Raw genomic sequence first — 13820 nt, 5'->3', positions numbered from 1 at the left:
TAGGTGAGCAGCCCGTCGGGTTTCGGTGCGGCAATGGAGGGCCTGCTGCGCCAGGCGCAGGAACAGCAGCGCCGGCTGGCCGAGCTCCAGCGGCAGCGCGCGGAGCTACGGGTCACCGGGGAGAGCCCGGACGGGCTGGTGCGGGTGACTGTGGACGGCGACATGAAGGTCGGCGACGTCGAGCTGAACGCGCGGGCGATGCGGCTGGACAGCTTCTCCCTGGCCGAGTCGATGCAGGCCGCGATCGACGCGGCGTACGCCGCCTTCGAGGAGCGGCAGCGCGAGATGCTGAGCGAGATGCTCGGCGACTCCGAGACGGTCCGCCAGGCGCAGAACGGCACGCTCACCCCCGAAGACTGGTTCCGCCGCTTCGGGGTGGACCTGTCCGACCCGACCCGCAACCTGCGGCGCTGAACGAGAGGAAGGCCGACGATGCCGAACACCGTCGACGTCGACGCGATCCGGAAGGCCGGCCAGCGGCTCGACGCCCCGGACGGCCCGATCCAATACCTGCGCAACGTCGAGACGCTGCTGGCCGAGGTCAAGCTGCCCGGCACTGCGCTGAGCTGGTTCGGCACCGGGGCGGTGGAGCGGCACAACGCGGCTGTGGACGGGCACCTGGCCAACGTCCGCGGCGGTGTGGAGCATCTGCGCAGGGTCGCCGAGCAGCTCGAACAGAGCGCGAAGAACTGGGAGAAGTCGGATCAGCCCTGGGTGGTCAAGTGACCGGCCGGGTCCGCCACGGAAGGGACGCCTGATGCCACCGGAGATCCTCATCGCCAACGCCTCGGGGACGGTGACCGGCTCGGTGTCGGTCGCGCAGACCACGGCTCCGGTCCGCTCGGCGGCGGCCATCGCCAAGGGCAACCTGGTCTGGATCGCCGCCTCGGCGGCGCTGATCGGCACGATCCTCTATCTGGAGTCGTTCGACAACCAGCAGGTGAACGAGTCGATCAAGAAGTGGGACGAGGCGGCCCGCCTGCTCGGCGCGGACCAGTTCGGCGCGGCCATGGCGGCGGTTCCGCCGGACGCGGCGGAGTGGGACTTCGACGACCGGGACGCGTTCGACCTGTTCCTCCGCAAGCTCGGCGCGGAGATCAACTCGCTGGCCGAGGCGTTCGCCGCCAACCGGGACACGCTCACCGCGGCCCGCGACGCGTACAACGACGCGGTCTCCGGCCTGGCCCAGGCGCTCATGCCGATCCTGGTCGCGGTGATCGCCTCGATCGCGCTCCAGTTCTTTCCCGCCACCACGGCGCTGGCCCAGGCCATCGGCATCGCCGGCCTGGCCGCGACGGCCGCCATCCTGGTCCTGGTCTTCGGCGAGATCAGCGCGCTGCTGCACGCGCTGCTGGCCGCCTTCCACACCGACGACCGGTTCACCTTCACCGCGGACTCCCGTCCCGGCTGGGCGCCGACCGGCTCCGACCCGGACATCAAGGACATCAAGATCGACTGGGTGCGGGACTCCAAGTTCTACGGGTGACGGGAGCGACGCGTGGAAACCCTGCTCTTCTCGCTGTTGCTGTACGTGCTGCTGACCATCCCGGTCTTCGTGGTCCTGATGCTGTTCGCCGGGCTGACCCGCTCGGCGAAGCTGCGGCGGGCCGCCGAGGTGGTGGCGTTGAGCACCTGCGCGGCGCTGCTGGTGCTGGCGTTCCAGCGCGCGTTCACCAAGCCGGTGCTGTGGGTCGTGGTGGTGCTGCTGATCGCGGTGCTGGCCTTCGGCGTGTCGACGATCGTCAGATCCACACGGGAACGTCCCTGACCTCGGCGACGACCGTCCACCTCGTACGGACGACGCCGGATCGCGTTGCCGTTGAGGGCTGTCGGAATACGTCGATGGGTCATCAGGGCTGCGCGGGTTGGACGTCGTCCGCTACGGTTCGGATGAAGTGTCCGTCGGTGGGGTGTGTACGCCTTGCCGCGGGGGAGGGCGCGGCGGAACCGCCGCCACAAGATGACGGAAGGGTGTGAAGCATGGCGTTCGAGGTCAGTGCAGCGACTCTGCACACCGCCGCGAGTGACGTGCGGTCCACGCGCAGCGACGTCGACGGCGAGCTCAAGAAGCTGTGGAACGTGGTCGACGACCTGGCGATGGCCTGGAAGGGCCAGGCGTCCACGGGCTTCCAGGGCCTGATGAACCGCTGGAACGAGGACACGGCGAAGCTGCTGACCGCGATGGACAACATCGCGGACCTGCTCGACAAGTCGGGCACCACGCACCAGGTGAACGACGAAGAGCAGCAGCAGATGCTGGACAAGTTCCACGCTGCTCTCAACCCGTGATCCGCGAAGACAGGCAGAGGAGGAATCGATGAGCATCAAGGTTGATTACGCTGTTCTGGAGAGCAGCAACCAGCAGATGCAGGCCATCTCGCGGACCATCGACGAGAAGCTGGACACGCTACGGGCGATGCTGACCAAGCTCGAGTGGGAGGGCCAGGACCGGGCCGCCTACCAGCAGCACCAGGCCCAGTGGGACGCCGCCGTGCGGGACATCAACAAGGTCCTGAACGAGATCGGCGGCGCGGTGGGCATCGCGCGCGAGAACTACATGACCACGGAGATGAGCAACTCCAAGGTCTGGGGCAACTGACCCCGACCGGTCCACAGCGGCTCCGCTCCGGCTCGTGCCGGGCGGAGCCGTCGTGCATCGTCAGGCGTCCTGCGGCACGTCGCGCCGGCCCGGCCGCCACCCGCGCCGCCGTCCGCGTACCAGGATGGGCCGCAGCGTCAGCAGGACGCCGGCCAGCAGCGCGCCCACGACGGCGACCCAGATCGCGACCGGGCGCTGCCAGGCCAGCGGGTCGGCCGGCGGCGCCGGTGGCGGCATGGCGCCCAGCGGCGGGTCGTTCCGGGTGCCGAGCAGGCTGGTGACCGCCCGGTACGGGCTGACCATCCCGTAGCCGACCTCGGCGTTGTGCCCGTCGGGCGGGTTGTCGGCGGTGCGGGTCAGCCGGTAGGCGACCTCCTCGGCGCTGATGTCCGGGTGGGCGGCCCGCACCAGCGCCGCCGCCCCGGACACGTACGCGCTGGCGAAGCTCGTCCCGCCCTGCGGTTCGGCCCGGTAGCCCGACCCCTGCGGCGCGGGCCCGACGATGTTCAGGCCGGGGCCGGCGATGTCCACATAGTCGCCGCTGACCGAGCTGCCGACGTGCCCGCCCTGCTCGTCGATGCCGGCGACGGCGATGACACCCGGGTACGCCGCCGGGTAGGCCGGCCGGTCCTCCCGGTTCTCCTGCCGGTTGCCGGCGGAGGCGACGACGACCACGTCCTTGCCGAGCGCGTACTGCACGGCGGACTTCAGCGCCGGGTCGTCGAGCGTGACCAGGGACAGGTTGATCACGTCGGCGTCGTGGTCGACGGCCCAGCGGATCGCCTTGCCGATCTCGGCCGGCACGTTGGGGTCGAAGTTCTCCTTGTTCTCGGCCAGCACCCGCAGCGGCAGGATCTTCGCCTCCGGCGCGATGCCGGTGTACGGCGAGCCGGTGCCCTCCCGGCCGGCGATGATGCCCGCGACCATGGTGCCGTGGCCGACCAGGTCGCACTGTCCCTTCAGGCGGACGAGCTGGTTGAAGTCCTCCCCCGGCAGCACCCGTCCCCGTAGCAGCGGGTGGGCCGGTGAGACCCCGGAGTCGATCACCGCGACGGTGATCCCGGCGCCCTTGCCGACCCGCCACGCGGCAGCCGGGTCGAGGCGGCTGATCGCCCAGGGCACCTCGGTGGGGGCGGGGCCGCCGGTCGGGCCGCACTTCGGGGCGGCCAGCGCGGGCGCGGGCACCGCGAGCGCGCCGCCGAGCAGGGCGGCCACCGCCGCTCCGGAGAGGACGGACCTGATCCGGTGTCCGGCCCGGACGCGTCCCGTGGTCGCGCCCGGCCGCAAGCTGTCGCGCACGCGCTGAGATTACCCGCCGCGCCCGCTCGCGCGGGCACACGTGGTGCCCGGCCGGGTCACCGGTCGGCGGCGGCGTCCCCGGCCGGCTCGGCGGCGAAGAGGGCCAGCAGGGCGCCGACCTGCTGGTCGGCCTCGGCCGGGTGCCGGAAGCGGCCCTTCGGGTTGATCGTGTACTCGTTGCGCCGTCCCACCCGCGTACGCCGCAGGTAACCCCCGGCCTCCAGGTCGGCGACGATGGCCTGGGCCGCCCGCTCGGTCACGCCCACCTCGTCGGCGACGTCACGCAGCCGGGCGGTGGGGTTGCGTGCGATAGCCAGCAGCACGTGGCCGTGGTTGGTGAGGAAGGTCCAGTTACGGCGGCTCCCGTCCTCAACTGGTGTGGTCGCCATGGTGGTCATGCTATGGCCACCGCCGCCACCTGCCGAATCGGCGCGGTCCGGAGGCGGGCGGCGACGGGAAAGTATGAAATGCGTATCACGAATCTTGACGGCTCCCGAGGGGCGTGTGAACGTTGGTCGCGAGGCCGTCCGGCCTGGTAGTTCCCTGGTAGACGAGGTGAGCGACATGACGCCGAGGACCCCGGAGCAGGCACTTGCCGAACTGCGTGCCGGTAATCACCGGTTCGTCACCGGCGTCCCCCAGCATCCGAATCAGGACGCCGGCCACCGGGCGGCTGTCGCCGACGGCCAGCACCCGTTCGCGGTGATCGTCGGCTGCTCCGACTCGCGGCTCGCCGCCGAGATCATCTTCGATCGCGGCCTCGGTGACCTCTTCGTGGTGCGTACCGCCGGGCACACCGCCGGGCCGGAGGTGCTCGGCAGCGTCGAGTACGCCGTCACCGTGCTGGGCACTCCGCTCGTGGTGGTGCTCGGGCACGACTCGTGCGGCGCGGTCCAGGCCGCCCGCGAGGGGGTCCGGACCGGCGCCGCCCCGGCCGGGCACCTGGGCGCGGTGGTGGACGCGGTCTCGCCCAGCCTGCTGCGCGCCGCCCGCCAGGGCGTCGAGGACCTCGACGGCATCATCGACGTGCACATCGCGCAGACCGTGGAGACGCTGCTGGCCCGGTCCACCGTGCTGGCCGAGCGGGTGGCGGCGGGGCGGTGCACGGTGGTCGGCATGTCGTACCGTCTCGCCGGCGGCGAGGTGCGGACCGTGGCGCAGGCCCCGGCCCCGCTGCCCGCCCCGGCGGCGCCCGCAGACCCGGCGCTGGCGAGCTGATCCACGGGAAGACGAAAGGGGCCGCCCGAGGGCGGCCCCTTCTTCGTGGTGTCCGGCGTCAGAGCAGCGACATGTGGACGTGGTCGGTGTGGTTCGACGGCCCGCTGTAGGAGCGCCAGCCGGTGGCCGGGAACCAGATCTGCCGGTTCCAGATGACGTAGTAGATGCCCAGCCGGTCGGCGTTGCGGATGAGGAAGGCGGCCACCTCGTTGCCGTACCTGCGGGTGTCATTGTTGTGCCAGGGTGCGAAGCCGCTGTTCTGCAGCGACCAGTCGCACGCCTTGCCCTTGGGGTGCTCCCACGGCCCGCCGGACCGGTAGCAGCCCACGAAGCGCTTGAAGCCCGCGCGCCGGACCTCCTTGTAGGCGTGCAGCGTGCGCGGCGTGACGCAGCCCGAGGTGGTCGGGTCGTCCTCGCTGCACGACTCGGCCTTCCACCCGCCGTCGGCGGTGCGGCCGGGGGCGATCTTGGCGACCGGTGAGGTGGCGGAGACCAGTCCGCCGGTGAAGCCGAGACCGCCGACCAGCTTCAGCGCGCGCTCGGCCTGCACCTTCTCGCGCTCCATCGCGTTCTTCTGCTTCTCCTGCTCGCGGACCTCGGCGTCCATCGCGATCTTGGCCTGCTCGGCGCGGGTCTTGACCGCGTTGATGGCGGCCAGGCGCTGCGCGTTGAGGAGGTTCAGCTCGTCCAGGGCGTTGACCCGGCGGACGAACGAGTCGGGGGAGTTGCTCTCCAGCAGCATCGCCATCGCGCCCATCCGGCCGGTCCGGTAGGACTGGGCGGCGAGCTGGTTGACCTGCGGGCTGAGCGCGTCGAGTTCGGCCTGTGCCGTCTTCACCTCGGCCGCCAGCCGCCGCTGGCGGTCCTGCGACTTGGCGAGCTTCGCCTTGGCCTGGAGGAAGTTCCGGTTGGCGGAGTCGATCGCCTCGGTGATGAGCGGCGGTTCGCCGTCCTCCTCGTGGCCCGAGGGGTTGCCGGGTGCCGCCGCGGCGGGGGCCGCGGTCGCCGGCGTCGGCCCGGCCAGCACGGCCAGTGAGGCCAGCACGGCCACCACGGGTGTCAGCCAGCGGCGCAGGGGTGCCGTCACAGTGTTCCCTTCCGTCGGCCGCCGACCGGGTTAGCTGACGGGTTCGGGACGGAAGTGGCCCCTACCGCTGTCGCGGATTCACCCCATGTACCTGGTTCCCCGGCTCGCCCGTGGGCGATTGGGCGGCGGCACCGCTGGCGCCGGTGCGCGCCTTCGGCGGTGACCGGCAGCGAGGTTACCCGACAGCACTCGTGAGGATCTACGTCCGGAAGCCGACCAATAGCGAGATTTCGCCGTGGCGCACCGTGACCAGCGTCGCGTTTGAAATCGATGGTCACGCTGCGGAGTCTCACCATGCGGCCTCCGTACTCCTTCCGCCGCCGAGCGCCTCCAGCGCGTCGTCCCGTCCGGCCGGCGGCCGGGGCGCGGGCGGCGCCGGCTCCGCGCCGCGCGGGCGCCGTCCGGCGGTGGTCACGATCGCGGCCAGGCCGGTGGTCAGCGGTACGGCGGCGATCAGGCCGAGCGTGGCCACCGCGCTGCGGACGATCTCCTGGGCGAGGAACTCGCTGGTGAGGATCTCGCTGACCGGGCGGGAGTCGGCGACCAGCAGGAGCAGCAGCGGCAGCGAGGCGCCCGCGTACGCCAGCACGATGGTGTTGACGGTGGACGCGATGTGGGCCCGGCCGACCCGGGTCGCCGCGCGGTAGAGCTGCCGCCGGGACAGCCCGGGGTTGGCGTGCGCCAGTTCGGTGACGGTGGCCGCCTGGGTGACTGTGACGTCGTCCAGCACGCCCAGCGAGCCGATGATGATGCCGGCCAGCAGCAGGCCGTGCAGGTCCACGTCGGCCTGGAACATGGACAGCGTGGTGGCGTCCTCGCTGCCGAAGCCGGTCAGGTGGGTGGCGGACGTGGCGAGCAGGCCGAGCACGCCGGTGATCACCAGGCTGCCCAGCGTGCCGAGCACCGCCACCGACGTCTGCGCGGTGATCCCGTGGGTCAGGTAGAGCACCACGAACATGATCAACGCGGCGCCGACGATGGCCACCAGCAGCGGCGGCTGGCCGGCGCCGATGCCTGGCAGCACGAAGCCGAGCAGGATGGCGAAGCTGGCCGCCAGGCCGGCGAGCGCGGCCAGCCCGCGCCAGCGGCCGAACGCCACGATCGCGGCGGCGAACAGCACCATCAGCCAGATCAGCGGTGTGCCGCGCTGGTGCTCGGCGATGTTGTAGGACTTCACCGCCGGGTCGGCCGGATCGGTCAGCTCGACCAGGACCACCTCGTCGCCGACCGCGACCCGGGGCGCGCCGGGCCCGGCCGGGATCGGCGTCTCGACCTGGCGGCCCGCGTCCGGGCCCTGCTCGGCGGTCACCGTCACGGTGCCGCAGGGGCCGCCCCCGCCGTCCGGGGCCTCCGGGGTCGGCGGGCAGGGCTCGGTGACCACCCGGGTCACCGTGCCGTGGTAGCGGGGGACGTCCGCGCCGCCGACCGGCTCCCGGTCCTGCCGGGGCCAGAGGACCAGCGCCGCGATCACGGTGAGTGCGAACAGCGGCACCACCACTGCGACGAGCAGCCGGCGTACGCCCGGCGGCGCGGCGGGTGCGGGGCGGGTGTGGTCGGCACCCACGGCGTCTCTCCCAACGGTCGGGGCGACGCCTGGTCCGCCGGACCGGTCTGGTCACCCGGGCGGCGCGGACGTGTCGACCACGTCCGGGTCGTCGCCCGGCCATGGTAGGCAGCCTGACCTCACCGGGACCGGTGACGCTCGCCTCGCGTGATCAGGCCAGACCGGCCCGGCGTCGCCGGTACTCGTCCTCGTCGATCTCGCCGCGCGCGTACCGCTCGTCCAGGATGCGCCGGGCCGTCGTCGGGCCCAGGTACTGGGGGCCGGTCCACCGCACGGCCGCCCAGACGAGCCCCGCCAGCACCGCGAGCACCAGCAGGGACCAGATCCACATCCAGCCCATCATCGGGCTCTGCCACATCATCGGGCCGCCCTCCGTCCGTCGCCGCGGGTCCGCCGGGGTCGGCCTGCCCGCCACTTCGACGGTACGACCGGCCCGACGCGTCGGCGCGGGTCGATGTGCCCGGTTCCGGGGGCCGGAGGTCCCCGCTCAGCCGCGCTTCATCAGGCGGCCGACGGCGGCCATCATCTCGGTCGCCATCTCGTCGGCCCGGCCCTCGGCGGCGCCCTCGTGCATGCAGTGCCGGGCGTGGCCGTCGAGCAGGCCGAGGCCGACCTTGTCCAGCGCCGCCTGGATGGCCGAGATCTGGGTGAGCACGTCGATGCAGTAGCGGTCGTCCTCGACCATCTTCTCGATGCCACGGACCTGACCCTCGATGCGGCGGAGCCGGGCGAGGAGTTGGTCCTTGCTGGCGGTGTAGCCCCGGGTCGGGCTGGACGGCGCGGTCATGGAACCGAGGATAGCGTACCCCTCGGGGGTATGCTAACGTCTCGAACGTACCCCTGGGGGGTATAAGATCGGAGGGCGAGATGGAGAGCACCTACCAGGTGAGCGGCATGACCTGCGGGCACTGCGTCAACTCGGTGAGCACCGAGCTGAGCGCGCTTCCGGGCGTCACCGACGTCCAGGTCGACCTGGCCGGCGGCCGGGTCACCGTCACCAGTCAGGACCCGCTGGACGTGGACGCGGTCCGCGCGGCGGTCGACGAGGCCGGCTACGACCTCGTCGGTGCGTGACGGGTCCGACGGACCCGCGGAAACCGAGGAGACACCAATGAACACGGCGACGAAGCTCAGTGGCTTCGCCCTCGGCCTCGTGGCGGTGTTCGGCGCGGCGTACGGGATCGGCAACCTGGCCGATCCCGTCACCCCGGCCGCCGAGACCCGCCACGACGACAGCGACAGCGACCACGGGGCCGGCGACGCCGGTCACGGCGACGAGAGCCAGGCGGGCGGCGCTTCCGCGCACCTGCCCGGCGGCCTGCTCGTCTCCGAACGCGGCTACACCTTCCAGCCCGCCGCCGCCCCGGCGGGGCAGTTCGCCTTCCGGATCACCGGCCCGGACGGCGCACCCGTCACCCGCTACGAGGTGGCCCACGACAAGCGCATGCACCTGATCGTCGCCCGGCGGGACCTCTCCGGCTTCCGGCACGTCCACCCGGAGATGGACGGCGACGGCACCTGGCGCGTCGCCTCGCCGTTGGACGGCCCCGGCGTCTGGCGGGCGTTCGCCGACTTCACCCCGGGCGGCGGGGAGCCGCTCACCCTCGGCCTGGACGTCACCGTCCCCGGCGAGCTGGCCGCCCGGCCGCTGCCGGCACCGGCGACCAGCACGACTGTCGACGGCTACACGGTCACCCTGACCGGCACGCCGGAGCCGGGCCGGACCAGCCGGCTCACGCTCTCCGTCAGCCGCGACGGGCGGCCGGTCACCGATCTTCAGCCCTACCTCGGCGCGTACGGGCACCTGGTGGCACTGCGGCAGGGCGACCTGGCGTACCTGCACGTGCACCCGGAGGGCACGCCCGGCGACGGGCAGACACCCGCAGGCCCGGCGGTCACGTTCGCCGCCGAGGTGCCGTCGGCCGGGGCGTACCGTCTCTACCTGGACTTCCGGCACGGCGACGCGGTGCACACCGCCGAGTTCACCGTCCTGGCCGGCGACCAGACCGCGCCGGCGCCCGCCGCGCCGACATCCACCCCCGCACCGACCCCGGACGCCGGACACGGCACCCCCGGGCACGGGCACAGTTGAGCGCCGGAGGTGCCGCGATGACTGCCACGGGAAAGGCGCTGCCCACCGCGCCGAACCTGATCGAACTGGCGATCGGCGGGATGACCTGCGCGTCCTGCGCCGCCCGGATCGAGAAGAAGCTCAACCGGATGGACGGCGTCGAGGCGACTGTGAACTACGCCACCGAGAAGGCCACCGTCCGGTACGCCGACGACATCGCGCCGGCCGACCTGATCGCCACCGTCGAGAAGACCGGCTACACCGCAGTGGTGCCGCCGCCGCCCGAGCAGGCGGAGGCGGCAGCGGCCGGGGAGCCGGTGGACGAGATGCACGCGGCGCGTACCCGGCTCTGGGTCTCCGCCGTGCTCACCGTGCCGGTGATCGTGCTCGCCATGGTTCCGGCCTGGCAGTTCGACTACTGGCAGTGGGCCTCGCTCACGCTGGCCGCCCCGGTGGTGGTCTGGGGCGGGCTGCCGTTCCACCGCGCCGCACTGGTCAACCTGCGGCACGGCGCGGCGACCATGGACACGCTCGTCTCGCTCGGCACGCTGGCCGCGTTCGGCTGGTCGCTCTGGGCGCTGTTCTTCGGCACCGCCGGCATGCCCGGGATGAAACACCCGTTCAGCTTCGACATCACCCGCGGCGACGGCGCCGGCAACATCTACCTGGAGGCCGCCGCCGGGGTGACGGTGTTCATCCTGGCCGGGCGGTACTTCGAGGCCCGCTCCAAGCGCACCGCCGGGTCGGCGCTGCGCGCGCTGCTCGAACTCGGGGCCAAGGACGTGGCGGTGCTGCGCGACGGGCAGGAGACCCGGATCCCGGTCGGCCGGCTGGCGGTCGGTGACCGCTTCGTGGTCCGGCCCGGCGAGAAGGTCGCCACCGACGGCGTGGTCGAGGAGGGCACCTCGGCTGTCGACGCCAGCATGCTCACCGGCGAGTCGGTGCCGGTCGAGGTGGGGCCGGGCGACGCCGTGGTCGGCGCGACGGTGAACGCCGGCGGCCGGCTGGTGGTCCGGGCCACCCGGGTCGGCGGCGACACCCAGCTCGCCCAGATGGCGCGGCTGGTGGAGCAGGCGCAGACCGGCAAGGCGGCGGTGCAGCGGCTCGCCGACCGGATCTCCGGCGTGTTCGTGCCGATCGTGATCGCGCTGGCCGCGGGCACGCTCGGCTGGTGGCTCGGCACCGGCTCCGGTGCGACCGCCGCGTTCACCGCCGCGGTGGCCGTACTGATCATCGCCTGCCCGTGTGCGCTCGGCCTGGCCACGCCGACCGCGCTGCTCGTCGGCACCGGGCGCGGCGCGCAGCTCGGTGTGCTGATCAAGGGGCCGGAGGTGCTGGAGTCCACCCGCCGGGTCGACACCGTGGTGCTGGACAAGACCGGCACCGTCACCACCGGCCGGATGGCGCTGGCCGAGGTACTGCCCGCCGACGGCGAGGACGCCGCCGAGCTGCTCCGGGGGGCCGGCGCGCTGGAGGCCGCCTCCGAGCACCCGATCGCGCGTGCCGTCGCCGAGGCTGCCGCCGACGCCGGGCCGCTGCCGCCGGTCGGCGAGTTCGCCAACGCCGAGGGGCTGGGCGTGACCGGCACCGTCGACGGCCGGACCGTGGTGGTCGGCCGGGCCCGGCTGCTGCGGGAGCGGGGTCTCGACGTACCCGAGGAGGTCGAGCGGGCCGCGACCGGCGCGGAGGCCGCCGGGCGGACGGCGATCCTGGCCGGCTGGGACGGGCGGGCCCGGGGCGTGCTCGCGGTGGCCGACGCGGTGAAGCCGACCAGCCGGGCGGCCGTCGCCCGGCTGCGTGAGCTGGGCCTGAAGCCGGTGCTGCTCACCGGCGACAACACCACGGTGGCGAAGGCGGTGGCGGCCGAGGTCGGCATCGACGAGGTGATCGCGGAGGTGCTGCCCGCCGACAAGGTCGCGGTGGTCGAGCGGCTCCAGCGCGAGGGCCGGGTGGTCGCCATGGTCGGCGACGGGGTGAACGACGCCGCCGCGCTGGCCCGGGCCGACCTCGGGCTGGCCATGGGCACCGGCACCGACGCGGCCATCGAGGCCGCCGACCTGACGCTGGTCCGGGGCGACCTGATGGCCGCGGCGGACGCCATCCGGCTCTCCCGGCGGACCCTGGCGATCATCAAGGGCAACCTGTTCTGGGCGTTCGCCTACAACGTCGCGGCGCTGCCGCTGGCGGCGGCCGGGCTGCTCAACCCGATGCTCGCCGGGGCGGCGATGGCGTTCTCGTCGGTCTTCGTGGTGGGCAACAGCCTGCGGCTACGACGCTTTCGCCCGATCGGGTGAGGGGATTGAGCGGACGGCCCCCGGGGTAACCAGTTGTCGTCAGGCAACCGCACCAGTGGAGGTCATCATGGGTCTCGACGACAAGATCGACAACACCTCGCAGGACGCCACGGGCAAGGTCAAGGAGGGCATCGGCCGGGCGACCGACAACGAGCGCCTCGAGGCCGAGGGCCGCAACGACCAGGCCGGTGCCAAGCTCAAGCAGGCCGTCGAGAAGGTCAAGGACGCCTTCAAGAGCTGAGTACGCGACGCACACACACCACCGGGTCGGCCCACGGGCCGGCCCGGAGTGCTGTGTACGGACGGTGACGTTCCAGAGTGGCGGAGGCCACCGTCCACATCGATCCGGCGGGACCACCGGTGTCGGCTCCGGTGCATAGGATGCGAAGCGACCTCGAATGGGAGGAGCGTCGCGGATGGCCGATCCCGCCGACCCGTCCGGCTTCGGCCGGGTGCTGTCCGAAACCATGGCCGCGCTCCAGCGGCAGACCGCCGCGGGCGAGCAGGTGGCGCCGCCGGAAGGCGTGGGCGAGGCAGCCGACGGCCTGATCCGGGTCACCGCCGGCCCACCCGGGCAGGTCACCGGGCTGACGCTCGACCCCCGCGTGATGCGGATGGCCAGCGAGGCACTCGCCGAGGAGATCGAGGCGGCCGTCAACGCCGCTCTCGCCGACCTGCGGGAGCAGGCCACCACTGCCCCGGGCGAGGTCGACCTGGGTTCGCTCGGTGAGCAACTGCGCCGCATCCAGGCCGACGCGGGGCGCCAGTTCAGCATGTTCACCGATGCCCTGATGCAGGCACAGGACCGGCTCGCCCGCCAGGACGGGCGCTGATGCCGGTCGAGATCGATCCGGAGCGGCTGGGCGCCTCCGGGTCGGCGCTGGACTCGGTCGCGACCCGGTTCGGTGCGGCGCTCACCGCCTTCCAGGCCGAGCTGGCCGGCTTCGGCCGCCCCTGGGGTTCCGACGACATCGGCTCACTCATCGGCGCCGCCCACGACGAGGTCTCCGCGTTCGCGTTCGAGTGCTTCGACGGCGCGCTCAACGAGATCGCCGCAGCCGGCGCCGACCTCGGCCGGATGGCCGTCAGCTACGCCGAGACCGAGGCGGCCATCACCCGCAACCTCGACGGCCTGCGGCGGATGCTGGGAGGCTGAGCATGGGCATGGAGCTACCCGGCGAGTTGCGGTCGCTGCTCGGCGTTCTCGGCTACACCTGGCCCGAGGCGGACGAGACCAAGCTCTTCGAGATGGGCAACGCCTGGATCCGGTTCTCCGACACCCTCTCCGGGGTGGTGAGCGAGGCGAACACCGGGGCGGCCACGGTCTGGACCCAGCACATCGGCCAGGACATCACCGCGTTCCAGACCTGGTGGAACAAGGAGGACAGCCCCGCCGACAGCCTGCGCGACGGTGTCACCGCCGCCGTGCTGACCGGCACCGGCCTGATCATCTGCGGCGCGATCGTGCTCGCCCTCAAGGTCGCCGTCATCGTGCAACTGGTCGTCCTCGCCATCCAGATCGCGCAGGCCATCGCCACCGCGGCGGTCACCTTCGGCGCCTCGCTGCTGGAGATCCCGATCTTCCATGCGCTGGCCAGGACCATCGTCGGCAACCTCGTCCAGGAAGCCCTCTGGAAACTCGTCGACGGGTGAGGTGACATGGGCGGGGGCAAAGCAGGCGGCCGGTT

At 72.6% G+C, this 13820-nt stretch carries 20 protein-coding genes and 1 riboswitch; of the genes, 14 read left to right on the top strand and 6 right to left on the bottom strand.

Features of this window, described 5'->3' with window-relative positions; genetic code table 11:
* Nucleotides 1–3: 3 nt before the first annotated feature.
* The 6 genes from AB0C17_RS18740 to AB0C17_RS18715 all read left to right on the top strand — a co-directional run bounded on the left by AB0C17_RS18740 (nt 4) and on the right by AB0C17_RS18715 (nt 2599).
* Nucleotides 4–414 (top strand): YbaB/EbfC family nucleoid-associated protein, encoded by a 411-nt coding sequence (locus AB0C17_RS18740; RefSeq protein WP_357383256.1) that lies wholly within the window; start codon nt 4–6, stop codon nt 412–414.
* Between the two features lie 18 nt (nt 415–432).
* Nucleotides 433–726 (top strand): hypothetical protein, encoded by a 294-nt coding sequence (locus AB0C17_RS18735; RefSeq protein ID WP_357383258.1) that lies wholly within the window; start codon nt 433–435, stop codon nt 724–726.
* A gap of 31 nt (nt 727–757) precedes the next feature.
* The gene (locus AB0C17_RS18730; protein WP_357383260.1) at nt 758–1486 is read left to right on the top strand and encodes a hypothetical protein; all 729 of its coding nucleotides are present in this window, start codon (nt 758–760) and stop codon (nt 1484–1486) included.
* A gap of 12 nt (nt 1487–1498) precedes the next feature.
* Nucleotides 1499–1768 (top strand): hypothetical protein, encoded by a 270-nt coding sequence (locus tag AB0C17_RS18725; protein ID WP_357383262.1) that lies wholly within the window; start codon nt 1499–1501, stop codon nt 1766–1768.
* Nucleotides 1769–1980: 212 nt separating this feature from the next.
* The gene (locus AB0C17_RS18720; protein WP_354868205.1) at nt 1981–2289 is read left to right on the top strand and encodes a WXG100 family type VII secretion target; all 309 of its coding nucleotides are present in this window, start codon (nt 1981–1983) and stop codon (nt 2287–2289) included.
* A 28-nt stretch (nt 2290–2317) separates the two neighbouring features.
* Nucleotides 2318–2599 carry a WXG100 family type VII secretion target gene (locus tag AB0C17_RS18715; RefSeq protein WP_013283773.1) on the top strand — a complete coding sequence of 94 codons (282 nt, stop codon included), beginning with the start codon at nt 2318–2320 and terminating at the stop codon, nt 2597–2599.
* A 60-nt stretch (nt 2600–2659) separates the two neighbouring features.
* On the opposite strand, the gene mycP is transcribed toward AB0C17_RS18715, so the two are convergent.
* Together mycP and AB0C17_RS18705 are read right to left on the bottom strand one after the other, a co-directional pair.
* Complete coding sequence (mycP, locus tag AB0C17_RS18710) at nt 2660–3898, bottom strand: type VII secretion-associated serine protease mycosin (RefSeq protein ID WP_357479559.1); 1239 nt, start codon at nt 3896–3898, stop codon at nt 2660–2662.
* A 56-nt stretch (nt 3899–3954) separates the two neighbouring features.
* Nucleotides 3955–4296 (bottom strand): helix-turn-helix domain-containing protein, encoded by a 342-nt coding sequence (locus AB0C17_RS18705; RefSeq protein ID WP_357383267.1) that lies wholly within the window; start codon nt 4294–4296, stop codon nt 3955–3957.
* Nucleotides 4297–4462: 166 nt separating this feature from the next.
* Here AB0C17_RS18705 and AB0C17_RS18700 point away from each other — a divergent pair, with 166 nt between their 5' ends.
* Nucleotides 4463–5116, top strand: coding sequence for a carbonic anhydrase (locus AB0C17_RS18700; RefSeq protein WP_357383269.1), 654 nt, complete (start codon nt 4463–4465; stop codon nt 5114–5116).
* A 58-nt stretch (nt 5117–5174) separates the two neighbouring features.
* On the opposite strand, the gene AB0C17_RS18695 is transcribed toward AB0C17_RS18700, so the two are convergent.
* The 4 genes from AB0C17_RS18695 to AB0C17_RS18680 form a co-directional block, all read right to left on the bottom strand.
* Nucleotides 5175–6203 carry a hypothetical protein gene (locus tag AB0C17_RS18695; RefSeq protein ID WP_357383271.1) on the bottom strand — a complete coding sequence of 343 codons (1029 nt, stop codon included), beginning with the start codon at nt 6201–6203 and terminating at the stop codon, nt 5175–5177.
* A 3-nt stretch (nt 6204–6206) separates the two neighbouring features.
* Nucleotides 6207–6338: riboswitch (cyclic di-AMP (ydaO/yuaA leader) on the bottom strand.
* Between the two features lie 154 nt (nt 6339–6492).
* A complete protein-coding gene (locus tag AB0C17_RS18690) occupies nt 6493–7767 on the bottom strand; it encodes a YibE/F family protein (RefSeq protein ID WP_357383273.1) in 1275 nt (424 codons plus the stop codon).
* Nucleotides 7768–7918: 151 nt separating this feature from the next.
* A complete protein-coding gene (locus AB0C17_RS18685; RefSeq protein ID WP_281600365.1) occupies nt 7919–8098 on the bottom strand; it encodes an SHOCT domain-containing protein in 180 nt (59 codons plus the stop codon).
* A 156-nt stretch (nt 8099–8254) separates the two neighbouring features.
* Nucleotides 8255–8554: a metal-sensitive transcriptional regulator gene (locus AB0C17_RS18680; RefSeq protein WP_013283780.1), complete on the bottom strand. Its 300-nt coding sequence runs from the start codon at nt 8552–8554 to the stop codon at nt 8255–8257.
* An 80-nt stretch (nt 8555–8634) separates the two neighbouring features.
* On the opposite strand from AB0C17_RS18680, the gene AB0C17_RS18675 reads away from it, so the two are divergent.
* The 7 genes from AB0C17_RS18675 to AB0C17_RS18645 all read left to right on the top strand — a co-directional run bounded on the left by AB0C17_RS18675 (nt 8635) and on the right by AB0C17_RS18645 (nt 13785).
* Complete coding sequence (locus tag AB0C17_RS18675) at nt 8635–8841, top strand: heavy-metal-associated domain-containing protein (RefSeq protein WP_357383276.1); 207 nt, start codon at nt 8635–8637, stop codon at nt 8839–8841.
* Nucleotides 8842–8878: 37 nt separating this feature from the next.
* Nucleotides 8879–9859 (top strand): hypothetical protein, encoded by a 981-nt coding sequence (locus AB0C17_RS18670; protein ID WP_357479556.1) that lies wholly within the window; start codon nt 8879–8881, stop codon nt 9857–9859.
* Nucleotides 9860–9876: 17 nt separating this feature from the next.
* Complete coding sequence (locus tag AB0C17_RS18665) at nt 9877–12132, top strand: heavy metal translocating P-type ATPase (protein WP_357479553.1); 2256 nt, start codon at nt 9877–9879, stop codon at nt 12130–12132.
* Between the two features lie 67 nt (nt 12133–12199).
* A complete protein-coding gene (locus AB0C17_RS18660; RefSeq protein WP_269702589.1) occupies nt 12200–12373 on the top strand; it encodes a CsbD family protein in 174 nt (57 codons plus the stop codon).
* Nucleotides 12374–12548: 175 nt separating this feature from the next.
* Nucleotides 12549–12965, top strand: coding sequence for a YbaB/EbfC family nucleoid-associated protein (locus AB0C17_RS18655; protein ID WP_357383283.1), 417 nt, complete (start codon nt 12549–12551; stop codon nt 12963–12965).
* A complete protein-coding gene (locus tag AB0C17_RS18650; RefSeq protein ID WP_357479550.1) occupies nt 12965–13288 on the top strand; it encodes a hypothetical protein in 324 nt (107 codons plus the stop codon). The genes AB0C17_RS18655 and AB0C17_RS18650 overlap by 1 nt, the downstream gene beginning before the upstream one ends.
* Before the next feature lie 2 nt (nt 13289–13290).
* Nucleotides 13291–13785 (top strand): hypothetical protein, encoded by a 495-nt coding sequence (locus AB0C17_RS18645; RefSeq protein WP_357479548.1) that lies wholly within the window; start codon nt 13291–13293, stop codon nt 13783–13785.
* Nucleotides 13786–13820: the final 35 nt, after the last annotated feature.

The sequence above is a fragment of the Micromonospora sp. NPDC048887 genome (assembly GCF_040649715.1).
Lineage (GTDB): Bacteria > Actinomycetota > Actinomycetes > Mycobacteriales > Micromonosporaceae > Micromonospora.
This window is presented reverse-complemented; position numbering and strand designations above follow the sequence as displayed.